Source organism: Marinobacter sp. MMG032 (assembly GCF_040112695.1).
Classification (GTDB): domain Bacteria; phylum Pseudomonadota; class Gammaproteobacteria; order Pseudomonadales; family Oleiphilaceae; genus Marinobacter; species Marinobacter salsuginis.
This window is the reverse complement of sequence record NZ_CP157802.1, coordinates 2,213,197-2,226,387: the sequence shown is the minus strand read 5'-3', so window position 1 is coordinate 2,226,387 and position 13,191 is coordinate 2,213,197. Positions and strand designations below refer to the sequence as shown.

Annotated in this window: 12 protein-coding genes, 1 tRNA gene and 1 riboswitch; of the genes, 8 read left to right on the top strand and 5 right to left on the bottom strand. The window is 59.2% G+C overall.

What is annotated here, in order from left to right:
- Positions 1–6 precede the first annotated feature (6 nt).
- Positions 7–909, bottom strand: a complete 903-nt coding sequence (locus tag ABNF92_RS10305; RefSeq protein WP_349344077.1) for a WYL domain-containing protein — start codon at positions 907–909, stop codon at positions 7–9.
- 271 nt (positions 910–1,180) lie between these two features.
- On the opposite strand from ABNF92_RS10305, the gene ABNF92_RS10300 reads away from it, so the two are divergent.
- The 7 genes from ABNF92_RS10300 (at position 1,181) to ABNF92_RS10270 (ending at position 8,764) form a co-directional block, all read left to right on the top strand.
- Complete coding sequence (locus ABNF92_RS10300) at positions 1,181–2,464, top strand: MFS transporter (RefSeq protein WP_349342079.1); 1,284 nt, start codon at positions 1,181–1,183, stop codon at positions 2,462–2,464.
- Between the two features lie 162 nt (positions 2,465–2,626).
- Complete coding sequence (locus ABNF92_RS10295; RefSeq protein WP_069182506.1) at positions 2,627–3,052, top strand: MarR family transcriptional regulator; 426 nt, start codon at positions 2,627–2,629, stop codon at positions 3,050–3,052.
- A 3-nt stretch (positions 3,053–3,055) separates the two neighbouring features.
- A complete protein-coding gene (locus ABNF92_RS10290; RefSeq protein WP_349342078.1) occupies positions 3,056–4,447 on the top strand; it encodes a DHA2 family efflux MFS transporter permease subunit in 1,392 nt (463 codons plus the stop codon).
- A 35-nt stretch (positions 4,448–4,482) separates the two neighbouring features.
- A riboswitch (yybP-ykoY riboswitch) is annotated at positions 4,483–4,669 on the top strand.
- A 5-nt stretch (positions 4,670–4,674) separates the two neighbouring features.
- A complete protein-coding gene (locus tag ABNF92_RS10285; protein ID WP_069182508.1) occupies positions 4,675–5,244 on the top strand; it encodes a TMEM165/GDT1 family protein in 570 nt (189 codons plus the stop codon).
- Between the two features lie 52 nt (positions 5,245–5,296).
- Positions 5,297–6,334 carry a L,D-transpeptidase family protein gene (locus ABNF92_RS10280; protein ID WP_153634196.1) on the top strand — a complete coding sequence of 346 codons (1,038 nt, stop codon included), beginning with the start codon at positions 5,297–5,299 and terminating at the stop codon, positions 6,332–6,334.
- A 101-nt stretch (positions 6,335–6,435) separates the two neighbouring features.
- Positions 6,436–7,923, top strand: coding sequence for a nodulation protein NfeD (locus ABNF92_RS10275; protein ID WP_349342077.1), 1,488 nt, complete (start codon positions 6,436–6,438; stop codon positions 7,921–7,923).
- A 37-nt stretch (positions 7,924–7,960) separates the two neighbouring features.
- Positions 7,961–8,764, top strand: a complete 804-nt coding sequence (locus ABNF92_RS10270; protein ID WP_153634198.1) for a slipin family protein — start codon at positions 7,961–7,963, stop codon at positions 8,762–8,764.
- Between the two features lie 40 nt (positions 8,765–8,804).
- Here ABNF92_RS10270 and ABNF92_RS10265 read toward each other — a convergent pair whose 3' ends face one another.
- From ABNF92_RS10265 to ABNF92_RS10255, 3 genes are all read right to left on the bottom strand, one after another.
- The gene (locus ABNF92_RS10265; RefSeq protein WP_064229359.1) at positions 8,805–9,086 is read right to left on the bottom strand and encodes an Lpp/OprI family alanine-zipper lipoprotein; all 282 of its coding nucleotides are present in this window, start codon (positions 9,084–9,086) and stop codon (positions 8,805–8,807) included.
- Between the two features lie 206 nt (positions 9,087–9,292).
- A complete protein-coding gene (locus tag ABNF92_RS10260; RefSeq protein WP_209399329.1) occupies positions 9,293–9,856 on the bottom strand; it encodes a L,D-transpeptidase family protein in 564 nt (187 codons plus the stop codon).
- A gap of 107 nt (positions 9,857–9,963) precedes the next feature.
- Positions 9,964–11,688: a potassium/proton antiporter gene (locus ABNF92_RS10255; RefSeq protein WP_069182513.1), complete on the bottom strand. Its 1,725-nt coding sequence runs from the start codon at positions 11,686–11,688 to the stop codon at positions 9,964–9,966.
- Positions 11,689–11,758: 70 nt separating this feature from the next.
- Between ABNF92_RS10255 and ABNF92_RS10250 the strand changes: the two genes are divergently transcribed.
- A tRNA-Gly gene (locus tag ABNF92_RS10250) sits at positions 11,759–11,832 on the top strand.
- Between the two features lie 24 nt (positions 11,833–11,856).
- Here the strand turns inward: ABNF92_RS10250 and ABNF92_RS10245 are convergent.
- Positions 11,857–13,167, bottom strand: a complete 1,311-nt coding sequence (locus ABNF92_RS10245; protein WP_349342076.1) for an NAD(P)/FAD-dependent oxidoreductase — start codon at positions 13,165–13,167, stop codon at positions 11,857–11,859.
- Positions 13,168–13,191: the final 24 nt, after the last annotated feature.

Sequence of the window (13,191 nt, the reverse complement as noted above, 5' to 3'; positions counted from 1 at the left end):
GGCAGTTTAGCTGAGACCGGCAACGGCCTTTAGAGCCTGTTCACGTTTGCTGCCAAAGCCCAGCTGGTCTGGATTGGCCAGTTCAAGCTGCTGAACCAACGGATCCGGATGCTCGTTGTCGAAGGTGATTCCGAGACGGGACAACACATAGGGAGCCAGTGCGGCGCGGGTGGCAACCTCCAGACGACCATGTTCCATGCCATAGTCCCGGGCGATGATCTGTTGCTGGGCTTCGGTCAGGCGTCTGTCCGGCGTAACGACCAGGGTAACCTCACGGTTCCAGTGCTCGTCCTGCTCCCGGCTGTGCCTGACCCGCTGCCGCAATGCCTCGGGCGAGGTACGGAAACGGCTCAGGGCGAAGTCCCGGAACTCCCGATTGGAGTCGCACCAGGCACGCAAGTGCCAGCTATTGCCGGCACAAACCAGTGTGTGGGGCTCCAGAATGCTTTCCACCGCTTCAGGTCGACTCAGGGAGGCGTAGCTGGCGCGCAACTGTCTGCCCTGGCGTGTGGCGGTCACCACGGCACGCATGGTTTCCGGTGCAATCACCCGGTTCGGGCCCTGAACCACGGTGCTGTCCGGCAGGTCTATATTCAGTGATTCAAAGGTATTGCTCAGGTTCTGCTGGCGGGCCAGCAGGTCCAGATACTCGTTTACCACGCCACGGGTAACCACCGGACGAAATTTCTCGGCCGGCACGTAGCCTTTCAGATGGCGGTCATAAACCAGATTACCCGGCGCCAGTTCGCGCAGATAGGTGTTGATGTCCTTGGACGCCTGCTGGCGACCGATGCCGAAACTGTGGCAGATGTGGTTGGTGGTCAGGCGACCTTCCCACAGGGCAATGGTTTCGATCAGTCGGTAGCGAAGCAGCAGATCCCAGCGTATGGGCCAGTCCGTTTTTTTCATAACCAGGCGCTCACGGTCCAATGAATAGCTCGCTTTCATGTTACCTGCTCCGGCCCTTAGGGTCTGTTACGGCACATTAATGTAAAACCCTGTTAAACCGCTCTGCGGCGGCCTTTGCAGGTTTTTGTGACGCGGTTAACAGGTTTCGGGAAGTGCCTAGTGGTTTCGTTTTCCGCTCCTGATCTAATACGCGGCCGGCAGAGTCCGGTGCTTGCTGCTATTTTGTCTTTCATCGAAACGAAAATACCCTGTTACGCCCGGAGCTGCTGTAATGACCCGAATGGTCACCTCCCTGTCTGCCCTGATTCTGAGCATCATTCTGCTTGTCAGCGGTAATGCTTTCCTGATGACGCTCCTGGGCATACGTCTGAGTATAGAAGCGATATCACCGGACATAATCGGCTGGATTCTGGTCTGCTATTCCATCGGGTTTGTGCTGGGCACGCTGTATGTCCACCGGATTATAGGCCGGGTTGGTCATATCCGTGCCTTTGCCGTGTTCGCTGCAGGGGCAGCCGTTACCTCACTGCTTTACCCAATGGCCGTATCCGAGATTTTCTGGGCGGTGCTGCGGGTGCTGTCCGGGTTCAGTATTGCCGGTGTGCTGGTGGTGATTGAAAGCTGGTTCTCAAGCCGGGCTACCAATGCCAATCGCGGTGCCTTGTTCGCGGTTTATCAGATTGTTTTTTATCTGTCCGCGGCCGGCGGACAGCTTATCGTGAACGTTGGCGACCCGGCCAACTTCATGCCGTTCTCGATTGCCGCGATCCTGCTGGCAATGGCCCTGATGCCGCTTGCACTAACCAAAATGGAGGCGCCTGTTATTGAGCAGGTCCAGCGTATCTCTATCTTCACTCTGGCCAGAGAATCCTTCAGCGGTGTGGCCGGGGCTCTCATTTGTGGTGTGATGATTGGCGGCTTCTATGCGCTGGGGCCTGTGTACGCAACCCTGGTGGGGCTGGACGTTGCCCGGACCTCCACGTTCATGGCCAGCGCCATTGTTGCCGCAATGATTCTTGCCTGGCCCCTGGGCCGGCTCTGCGACCGTTTTGACCGGCGCCGGGTAATGTTCTGGATTGCTCTGGTGGCGGCCTCCGCCGCAGGCGGTGTTGGCGTCCTTGGGGCTGGCAATGCGTGGCTGTTGACCCTTCTGGTTGGACTGTTTACCGGCCTGTCCGCGGCCCTCTACCCGGTTGCGGTCGCCATTACCAATGACCGTATGGAAAGTTCCCGCATCGTGGCTGCCAGCGCGACGCTGCTGCTCAGTTACGGGGTGGGCAGCGTCATCGGGCCGGTGGTCATGGCTGAACTGATCAACCTTCTCGGGCCCAAAGGCCTGTTCTTTGGCAATGCGGGCTTCCTGGTGCTGCTGGCGATGATCACCAGCTACCGGATCAGTCATACCGAGGATGTCGCCGTTGCGGATCAGGAGCATTTCGTACCGGCCATGCCCGAAGCGTCGCCGGTTCTCGCCGAGATCGATCCGCGAAATACCGAGTTCCACGAGTCTCCGGAAGTCGAGGAGATGCACGAAGAGCAGCGTCAGGCGAGCTGACGCTGCTTTCGGTTTTCCCCAATTTTGTTTTTACTTCCGTATCTGTTTTTATCACAATGGTTAGCATACTATTGGTGACTTTCCGATAATGTGATGAATTGGCCGAGTGCGCGGCAGCGCCCGGCCCGGGCCAGGCCCTTTTTTGAGATGGAGTGACGATAAATGAGAGACCAGTTTCCTTTTGCAGTAGCGCGGGTTACCCGACGCTGGAGAAAAATGCTCGATGAGCGCCTGAAGGATCTGGGCGTCACCCAGGCGCGGTGGAGCACCATGGTGTACCTGGAAAAAGGCGGCGAAGGCCTTACCCAGCGTGAACTGGCCAGCCTCATGGCGATCGAGAATCCGACCCTGGTTCGTCTGCTTGATAGCCTGGAGCAACAAGGTTTGATCGAGCGTCGGCCGTGCCCCCACGATCGCCGGGCTCGGCGCCTGCATCTGACCACTGCCGGTCGGGCGTTCATGGACGACCTTTCCGAGCGAGCCGAGGTGCTGCGCGAGGAGATGCTTGAGGGCATCAGCGACAAAGAGATCGAGTGCACCGTGAAGGTCTTCCACAAGATCCTGGAAAACGCCGAAAAGCAGAAGTAATCCTTGGCTGATAATTCGGTTGAGGGCCTGAAGGCGCGCTACGGGGACCGCTGGCGCTGGCTGGCGGTGGCCACGGTGATGATCGGCACCATGGCCACCGTTCTCAGCGCCACCGTGGTCAACGTGGCGCTGCACGATATCATGGTGGAGTTCGGCATTCGCCAGGGTCAGGTCCACTGGCTGGCAACCGGCTTTATCGCAGCCATGACCACTACCATGCTTGCCTCCTCCTGGCTGCTGGATCACTTCGGGGTTCGCAAGACCCTTGCCGCAGCCATGTTTCTCTTTACCCTGATTTCCCTCGCCGGTGGCTTTGCCGAGACACCGGGACAGCTCATTGCTGCCCGTATAGGTCAGGGCGCCATGGCCGGCCTGATGCAGCCCATGGGTATGTACCTGGTGTTCCGGATTTTTCCACGTGATCGCCGCGGCCAGGCCATGGGGATTTATGGCATGGGGGTGATCCTGGCACCGGCCCTTGGCCCGGTATTGGGGGGCTTCCTGGTTGATCAACTGGACTGGCGCTATGTGATGTTCGCGCCGGCTCCTGTCACCCTGGTGGGTGTTTTCATGGCCTGGCGATTTCTGCCGTTGCCGGTTTCCCGGCCGGCACCCTATCGTTTCGATCTGCCTGGCCTGATCTTGCTCGGATTTACCATCGCCGTGTCCCTCGATACTCTGAACCGGTTACAGCACGCGGCGGGCCAGGAAAACCGGATCCTCGTCGGAACAGTACTGGCGCTTGGTGGGTTGTTGCTCTTTGTGCTGCGTGAGCGACGAACAGCGCATCCACTGGTAAACATGGCCCTGCTGCGCAAACCGGTCTTTGTCTTCGCCTGTCTCGGTGCTGTGGCCCTGGGGCTGGCGCTGTTCGGGTCCACCTACCTGATTCCTCTGTTCGTGCAAACAGCGCTCGGATTCAGCGCGACCGAAGCCGGTTTGCTGATGCTGCCGGCAGGGATTGTCCTGGGTATGACCTTTCCCCTGGCCGGTCGGCTTGCGGACAAGCATAGCGCCCGGGTTCTGGTGGTCTTCGGCATCGGCGCTTTTGCCCTTTCCGCCATGCTGTTTGCGCTGTCCGACCTCGAGCTGGCTTTCGGCTGGCTGGTGCTCTGGACGGTCCTCGGCCGAATCGGGATCGGCTTCATGCTTCCCGCCCTGTCCACCGGCGCCCTGAATCCCCTAAAGCCTCAGGAGCTGGGGGCCGGCTCCAGCACGCTCAACTTCATGCGCCAGCTCGGAGGCGCCTTTGGGGTCAATCTGGTGGCACTGACTGTGGAATTCGGCGAGCACTCCTCCGGGATGCCCACAATCAATGCGTTCCATTCCGCTTGGTGGCTGGTGGCGGTATTCGTGGCGGTGGCTGCGATTCCGGTATGGAGAATGCGAACCTAGGTTGCGGCCCTGCTCCGGATTCATTACTATGCCGACATCTCTTCAGGGGAGTAGCCTCCGCACCGGAACTGCCGGTCGGATGATAGTCAACATACTTGGGGCCAAATCCCCATGGCTATCATGTTTCACCGAGATTCCGGTGATATTGGCAAGACCTGAGGCGGTTTCACCTCCATTGGGCGGAAGGTGGACTGCCTCATGTCTGGTTATCCGCCCTGGAGTTTTTCATGGACGCTTTCCTCGCCTCAACGGTTGCTGTTGCCATAGCGGAAATTGGTGACAAGACCCAACTGCTTTCGCTATTCCTGGTTGCCCGCTACGCCACTCGCCTGCCCATTATCCTCGGCATTTTTGTCGCAACGGTTCTCAATCATGCCCTCTCGGCCTGGCTTGGTGCCTGGGTTGCTTCCTTCATTCCACAAGCCTGGTTACCGTGGATTCTGGCTGTCAGTTTTGTTGCGATCGCGCTCTGGCTGCTGGTGCCGGACAAGGATGACAGCGAGGATTCAAAGTTCCTGGGCATGGGGGCGTTCACGGCCACCACCATCATGTTTTTCCTGGCAGAGATCGGCGACAAGACCCAGGTGGCGACCGTTGTTCTCGCCGCCCGCTTCACCGAGACTTTCTGGGTGATTCTGGGCACCACGGTGGGGATGCTGTTGGCAAACATACCGGTTATCATGGCAGGACGCTGGCTGATGGAGAGGTTGCCCCTCGCCACAGCGCGGATTGGTGCAAGTGTGCTGTTCGTCGCGCTTGCCGTCGTAACAGTATGGGCTACCTATGTGAACTCCTGAGGGTACTTGCTGTCACTGTACCCGGTTGCCTGATGCTTTCGGAACGTTTTCTATGTGGTTCAGATTTTTAGCGGTTTTTTCCCTGGCGCAGTTCCTCGTGTTTCCGACCGCGGGGTCGGCGGAGCCCCTGGACGCCGCCAGCGGCCCGGAAGCGCCGGACAGAAGTCCCCGCGTGCCCACCTTCCCGGTTCAGGGTGATCTGGCAGGTGAGCTTGGTGTTTTTGAAACCCGCTATGAAGACACCTTTGCCGGCATCGGTAACCGGTTAGCGATGGGCTATCTGGAGCTGGTGAAGGCCAACCCCGGTGTGGATCCGTGGCTACCCGGAGAAGGTACCACCATCACCCTGCCGCGCCAGTATGTGCTGCCGGATGCGCGGCGCGAAGGTATTGTCATCAACCTCGCCGAGTATCGTCTCTATTATTTCACCGATGAGGGTGTGCAAGTTTACCCCGTGGGCGTCGGTACGGCGGAGAACCCCTCCCCCCTGACCGACGCAGAGGTCACCATGCCACTGGAGTCTCCGGCCTGGTATCCGCCGGCGAGCATCCGGGCGGAATACGAGGCGTCCGGTGAGTATTTGCCCCGGATGATTCCCCCCGGTCCCGGCAATCCGCTTGGTACCCACGCCCTGTTGCTGAGTGAAAAAGGCTATCTGATCCACGGTACCAACAAGAAGTTTGGCGTGGGTATGCCGGTCAGCCATGGCTGCTTCCGGATGTACAACGAAGATATTTCCCGGTTCGTGTATCAGGTGGAGAAGGGTACGCCGGTTCAGGTTGTCCACGATGCGGTCAAGATCGGTTTTTCGAATGGTGAAGTCTGGCTTGAGGTGCATCGCCCCCACGAAGACTACCCCCGCGAGGATCGGGATCGGCTCTGGAACCAGGTGTTTGCCGAAGTCGAAGCCTTCCGCAGCCAGCACCCGGGAGTCGAGGTCAAGCGTGGCGCCATTGAGCTGGCAGTGGACCAGGCCGATGGCCTGCCAACGATGATTGGTGAACGTGTGACCCGAATGGCCGCCGACAAGACCGTGGAAGAGAAATCACCGGAACCGACGGGCGAACCTGAGCAGCGGCTATACTTCTAAGTCAGGCGTCCGGGCACGGGTGCCGTCTTGCAGGGAGAAACCGTGGCCACTGAGCCACCGTATATCCAGGCATTGAAGTTGTTCCGGTCCAGGGAGGCATTATGCAGGCACATCATCCCGTGCGATCACCGAATCCTGTTCGCTTTCGGCTCTGGGCCCTGGTGCTGCTGACAGGCGTTATGCTCGCACTGGGTTCTCTGGCACATCAGGTCCTCGCCCAGCAAAAATCATCTCAAACGGCCCTGGTACTTACTGTCGAGGGCGCCATTGGCCCTGCCACCATGGACTACGTCACCCGCGGCATTCGCAGGGCTGAGTCCGAGGGCGCTGGTCTGGTGATCATCGAAATGGATACGCCGGGCGGTCTGATGGACTCCATGCGGGATATCATCAAGACGATTCTTGCCTCTGAGGTTCCCGTGGCTACCTATGTCTCTCCGCAGGGCGCGCGGGCGGCCAGCGCTGGCACCTATATTCTCTACGGAAGCCACATTGCCGCCATGGCTCCGGCGACCAACCTGGGCTCGGCGACACCGGTCCAGATGGGTGGTCTGCCGGGTAGCCCTGAACCGGAGAGCGATCCGGCCCCCGGCGAGCCAAAATCCAGGGAAGGTTCGGATTCAGACTCCGGTTCTTCATCGGACGGCGAACAGCAGGCCGGCGACGATGACGGCAAACGGCGCGGCGGCACCGCCATGGAGCGCAAGGTTCTGGAGGATGCGGTCAGTTACATTCGCGGGCTGGCCGAACGCCATGGCCGCAACGCCGACTGGGCTGAAGAAGCCGTCCGTGAGGCTGTGAATCTGGGTGCCGATGAGGCCCTTGAGAAGAACGTTATCGACGTGGTTTCGCCCAACATCCGGGATCTGCTCCAGCAGGTGGATGGCCGCACCGTTCGGATGGCGTCGGGCGACACGACCCTGAACACGGCCAGCCTGGAAATTGTCAGGTCCCAACCGGATTGGCGCACGCGCCTGCTTTCCGTGATCACCAATCCGAACGTCGCCTATTTCCTGATGATTATCGGCTTCTACGGCATCATCTTCGAGCTGGCGAACCCCGGTGCGGTGGTGCCGGGCGTGATTGGCGCCATCTCCCTGATCCTTGCGCTCTTCGCTTTCCAGGTCCTGTCGGTGAATTACGCCGGCCTGGCACTGATTCTGCTCGGACTGGCGTTCATTGTGGGCGAGGCCTTCGTGCCCAGCTTCGGGATACTGGGGGTTGGCGGAATAGTTGCCTTTGTTACCGGCTCGATCATCCTGATGGACGGCAGTCACCGGGATATTTCCCTGCCAACGATCGGAGGCACCGCCGTGGTGGCTGCCGGGTTTATCCTCTGGACGGTGACCCGGTTTATCGGTCTGCGTCGGCGGCATCCGGTCAGTGGCACCGAACAGTTGACCCATGAAGAGGGCGTGGCCCTGGATGAGTTCTCCGAAGAACATGGCCACTACCGGGGCCACGTGCGGCTCAGTGGTGAACGTTGGAATGCCATCAGCGAGGGAGCCGTCAAAGAGGGCGACCGGGTTCAAGTGACAGCGATTGAGGGCTTAACGGTAACTGTCAGGGTCATTCCGGACAACGACTGAACCGGCAGACAAAGTAACGGCAATACAAGGAGGCCGTATGATTGGCGATCTGATTCCCTATCTGGCACCTACGGTGGTGTTACTGCTCATTCTTGCTTCGGCGATCAAGATCCTGCCGGAGTATGAACGTGGCGTTGTGTTCTTTCTCGGGCGTTTCCAGGGCGTCAAAGGTCCGGGGCTGATCATTGTTATTCCGGGCATTCAGCAGATAGTCCGGGTAGACCTGCGGGTGATCACCCTGGATGTCCCCAGTCAGGACGTGATCTCCCGGGATAACGTGACTGTGCGGGTGAATGCCGTGCTGTACTTTCGAGTTGTGGATCCCGAGCGTGCCATTATCCGGGTGGAGGATTTCAATTCCGCAACCAGCCAGCTGGCCCAGACCACGCTGCGGTCGGTGCTCGGCAAACACGATCTCGACGAGATGCTGTCAGAGCGGGACAAGCTCAATTCCGATATCCAGGAGATCATCGATGCCCAGACCGAGGAATGGGGCATCAAGGTGGCCAATGTGGAAATCAAACATGTGGATCTCAATGAATCGATGATCCGTGCCATTGCCCGTCAGGCAGAGGCAGAGCGCGAACGTCGCGCCAAGGTCATCCACGCCGAGGGCGAATTGCAGGCGTCCAAAAAGCTGGTGGAAGCGGCGGATGTCATGTCCACGAATTCCGGTTCCATGCAGCTGCGTTACCTGCAGACGCTGGCGGATATGAGTAACACCAACTCATCCACCATTGTGTTCCCATTGCCAATGGAGCTGATTACCACGTTCCTCAAGGACAACAAACCTGCCAGCCCTGACAAGTCCGATCCGGACAAACCGGATACCGGGGCATAAAAAAGGCCGGCAATGCCGGCCTTTTCGTTACGTATCAGCCTTACTTCTGGCTGGCACGCTCGAGCATACGCTTGGCACGCTCGTTTGCCTCATCGGCAGCCTTCTGGGCTGCACGAGCAGCGGCCAGGGCTTCTTCCGCAGTCTGCTGGGCAGTGCGGGCAGAGCTGGCAGCGCTGTTAGCGGTGTTCAGTGCATTTTCTGCAGTGCGCTCAGCGGAGCTGGCGGTTGCATTTGCTTCGTCGATGGCGCCCTGGTCAGTGGTGGCACAACCTGCAGTCAGAGCAGTGGCCAGTGCAATCCCGGCGATCGTCAGTTTACGCATTGTAAATCCCCTTATTGGTCGAGTTATTTCCTGTGATCCGAAAGTCAGTATAGACGACTTCCTGTCAACCTGCGCAGCATCGCTTGTCAGGTAGTGACTACCGGAGTCGTAAAACAGTGTAAAACACTGTAAGCAGGAATGTTAACTAGAGATACGTAAATTTGCTAAGCATATGACAACAACTTAATGCTGCCGTCAGGTTTGCTTCAGGGATGAATGCTGATGGGCGTTCCGTTGGAGACCAGTTGCCAGATTTCGTCCATCTCTTCGTTGGTCACGGCGATACAGCCGTCGGTCCAGTCAAGACCGGCATAAGCAAAAGCCATATCGCCTACGTTATTGGGCAGGCCATGAATCATGATGCTGCCACCCGGGTCCAGGCCCCAGGCAGATGCCAGTTCGCGATCCCGCTCGCTCGGGTACGAGATATGGATGGATTTGTAGAAGTCGCTCTCGGCGTTGCGCCAGTCCAGCGTGTAATCGCCTTCCGGCGTGCGCTCGTCACCTTCGTACAGCTTGTGACCTTCCGGATTGTCGCCAAGGGAAATTCGGTAGCTGCGAATCACCTCCTCGCCATCCATCAGGTACAGGCGGCGCTCTCCCTTGCGAACGACCACCTTGCTGACACTCTCGATATCCGCGGGCTTGTACATGGTGGCAGCCGGCATACGGGTGTCGGCCTTGGCCAGCAGTTCGGTGGCCAAAGCGCTCGGAGCCAATGCCAGACAGAGCAGGGCAATGGTGGCTGGGAGGGCGCGGAAAATGCTCATGTCCTCAACTTACCAATGATTAATGTTTGTTCAGACGTTTTATACCATAGGCCAAAAGGGATCTGTTAAGAGGTTTTGTTAACTTTTTTGGCTATCTGGTTTGCTCTTCACACATTTTGTGAACTGTCCATCTTCAGGCCCACCTTGGTGACCTTGTCGGCGCTGGTAGCCCGGGCAACCAGTGTCACCGGGCCGAGGGTTACTACGTCACCAACAACCGGGTGCCCTTTTGTCCTTTTGGCAAAGCATTCGGCGAGGGAAAGCTCCGGCGGCAGGTCATCGAACTCAATGCCGTAGACTTGCTCCACGTCACCCAGAAGCGCATCGCCGTTGAGTACGAAATCCCCGAAAAACGCACGTTCGGCCAGGTACTTGGGTGCGTGTCTGCCACTCAGGGCCTTGCCGAGTTCAGGCAGAACACTGGGAGTTGCAAACATTGCGACCATGTCGCCACTGGATACTTCCAGGTCCGCTTTTGGCTGCAGACAGACCCGGTTGCGGAAGACCCCGGCCACAGCCGTGTTCTCCGGAAAGCGCAACTGGCCCAGCCGACGTGGTGTCTGCCAGGTTTCGCCGCGCAACGGGAACAGCATCAACTCGTGGTCTCCCGCCGCTGGAGCATCCAGGGGGAGTCTTCGATAGGGGTCCTCGCCGGCCGGCACCTCCAGGCGAAGCTTTCTGGCCAGAGGGGTCATGGTGGTGCCCTGAACCAGAAGAGAGACCAGGACGATAAAGAAAGCGGCGTGGAACACCAGCTGGGCTTCCGGCAAGTCTGCAATGATCGGAAACAGGGCCAGAACAATGGGGACAGCCCCTCGCAGGCCGACCCAACTGATGAACCCCATCTCGCGACGGTTAAAGGCAAAAGGCCAGAGGGTCAGCAAGACCGTCAGCGGGCGGATGACGAAGATCAGAGCCAGGGCCAGTATCAGCCCTCCGCCAGCCAGGGGGATCAGGTCTGACGGAGTGACCAGAAGCCCCAGCATCAGGAACAGGCACAACTGGGCCAGCCAGGCCAGGCCGTCGTGAACCTGCAGGATCATCGGCATCATCCGGACGTGACGGTTACCAATTACCACGCCAGTCAGGTAAATGGCCAGGAATCCGCTGCCGCCGAGAGCGTTGGTGGCGGAGAACACCGAGATGCCCGCGGCCGCCACCAGCAAAGGGTACAGAGAAGGGGTCAGGCGGATTCGATTGGCCAGCTCCACCACGGCAAAACCGCCAATAATCCCTGCAATAGCGCCGATGCCGAACTGCTGTACCAGCATGGAAAGAGCGGCCCAGCCCGCCTGGTCGCCGTCGTTGCCAATCAACGTAACCAGCATGAGCGTCAGGAAAATCGCCATAGGGTCGTTGCTGCCGGACTCAATTTCCAGGGTCGCACTGACTCGCTCGTTCAGGTGCAGCCCCCGTCCCTGCAGCAGGGAAAAAACGGCGGCGGCATCGGTAGAGGAAATGATGGCGCCAATCAGCAGGGCAGTCAGCCAGTGCAGATCGAACACCCACCAGGCCACAACCGCGGCGCCAGCGGCGGTCATGGCGACTCCGAGGGTGGCAAGTACCAGGGCAGGTTTCAGGCCTACCCTGAAAGTCTCCGCCCGGGTGCGCATGCCACCGTCGAGGAGAATCACGCCCAACGCGAGATTGGCAATCAGAAAGGCCAGTTCAAAGTCATCGAACTGGATGCCACCCGGGCCGTCCTCACCCATCATCATGCCCACCACCAGAAAGATCAGCAGCACAGGCATGCCCACCCGGCTGGAAAGCGGGCTGAGCACGATACTGATGACCAGCATCAGGGCGCCAATCAGGGTCAGGGTGGGGTCCATTGTTGCTCCAGACAGAATGCTTGCCCAATGCCGGGCTGACCGCTTATATTGCTGTCGCGGCCCTATTTTTGCGGGTGTAGTTCAATGGTAGAACGGCAGCTTCCCAAGCTGCATACGAGGGTTCGATTCCCTTCACCCGCTCCACTCCCTCGCTGGCCCGCTCTCCCTTTAGTGTAGTTTGAGTCGTGGCTGCATGGCACGGCTGATTTTATCCATCAACCATATGATGCCGGTGCGGAACATACCGTGCAGGGCCACCTGGTGCATCCGGTAAAGGGACAGGTAGAACATGCGGGCCACTTTGCCTTCGACGTACATGCTGCGGCCGGAAAGATTGCCCATCAGGTTGCCGACGGTGGTGTAGCGGCTGAAGTTGATCAGCGAACCATGGTCGTTGTACACGAAGGGAACCGCCTCACCATTGTCCAGGCGATTGCACAGAGTCTTGAACAGGGTGTCGGCTTGCTGGTGCGCAGCCTGGGCCCGGGGCGGAACCGGCCGGTCGGAATCCGGTTGCGGGCAGGCCGCACAGTCGCCAAAGGCAAAGATGTCCGCATCCTGGGTAGTTTGCAGGGTCTGCTCCACCACCAGCTGGTTGCCCCGGTTCACCTCCAGGCCCTCAAGCTCCGCCAGGAACGCCGGGGCCTTGATACCCGCCGCCCAGATGGTCATTTCCGAGGGTAGCTCCGTACCGTCTTTCATCACGACCGTATTCGGCCGCACCTCACTCACTGGCTGGCCGGTCAGTACCTTCACTCGCTGGTGTTCCAGTTCCTTGGTCGCCGCCGCAGAAAGCCGACCGGGCAGAGCCGGGAGAATGCGGTCGGCGGCCTCGATCACGGTAATGGAAACGTCCGAGGGCTGGAGATGGTTCATACCGTAGACTGGCAGCTCGCGGGACGCCAGTCGCAGCTCTGCGGCGAGCTCCACGCCGGTGGCGCCAGCCCCGATGATACTGATGTTCAGGGTGTGTTCGGCCCCCTGGAACGCCTCATGATTCTTGCGCAAAAAGGCGTTCAGCATCAGGTTGTGGAAGCGCCTCGCCTGATCCAGGCTGTCCAGGAACAGGCAGTTGTCCTGGGCGCCGGGGGTTCCGAAATCGTTGGCGGTGCTGCCTACCGCGATGACCAGTGTGTCATAGTGGATGTGTCGCTCGGGAACCACTTCTGTGCCGTCGACATCGTGAAACGGGGCTATAACCACGTGTTTGTTCTGGCGGTCCAGACCGCTCATGCGACCCAGCTGGAATTCGTAGTGGTGCTTGCGGGCATGGGCGCGGTAGTTGATCTCGTTTGCACTGGCATCCAGGGAGCCAGAGGCTACTTCATGCAACAGGGGTTTCCAGACATGGGTCAGGCCGGCATCCACCAGCGTGATCCGAGCCTTGCGCTTTTTACCGAGTTTGTTACCAAGACTGGTAACCAGTTCGAGACCGCCGGCGCCACCGCCGACCACAACAATGTGATGAAGGTTATCCATAACAATCAGACCTGTAAGTGAAGA

Coding starts and splice junctions, on each gene's coding strand:
- ABNF92_RS10255 (WP_069182513.1), bottom strand. CDS start 11,688: ATGGACCCCACCCTGACCCTGATTGGCGCCCTGATGCTGGTCATCAGT.
- ABNF92_RS10295 (WP_069182506.1), top strand. CDS start 2,627: ATGAGAGACCAGTTTCCTTTTGCAGTAGCGCGGGTTACCCGACGCTGG.
- ABNF92_RS10270 (WP_153634198.1), top strand. CDS start 7,961: ATGATTGGCGATCTGATTCCCTATCTGGCACCTACGGTGGTGTTACTG.
- ABNF92_RS10265 (WP_064229359.1), bottom strand. CDS start 9,086: ATGCGTAAACTGACGATCGCCGGGATTGCACTGGCCACTGCTCTGACT.
- ABNF92_RS10300 (WP_349342079.1), top strand. CDS start 1,181: ATGACCCGAATGGTCACCTCCCTGTCTGCCCTGATTCTGAGCATCATT.
- ABNF92_RS10245 (WP_349342076.1), bottom strand. CDS start 13,167: ATGGATAACCTTCATCACATTGTTGTGGTCGGCGGTGGCGCCGGCGGT.
- ABNF92_RS10275 (WP_349342077.1), top strand. CDS start 6,436: ATGCAGGCACATCATCCCGTGCGATCACCGAATCCTGTTCGCTTTCGG.
- ABNF92_RS10280 (WP_153634196.1), top strand. CDS start 5,297: ATGTGGTTCAGATTTTTAGCGGTTTTTTCCCTGGCGCAGTTCCTCGTG.
- ABNF92_RS10305 (WP_349344077.1), bottom strand. CDS start 909: ATGAAAAAAACGGACTGGCCCATACGCTGGGATCTGCTGCTTCGCTAC.
- ABNF92_RS10285 (WP_069182508.1), top strand. CDS start 4,675: ATGGACGCTTTCCTCGCCTCAACGGTTGCTGTTGCCATAGCGGAAATT.
- ABNF92_RS10260 (WP_209399329.1), bottom strand. CDS start 9,856: ATGAGCATTTTCCGCGCCCTCCCAGCCACCATTGCCCTGCTCTGTCTG.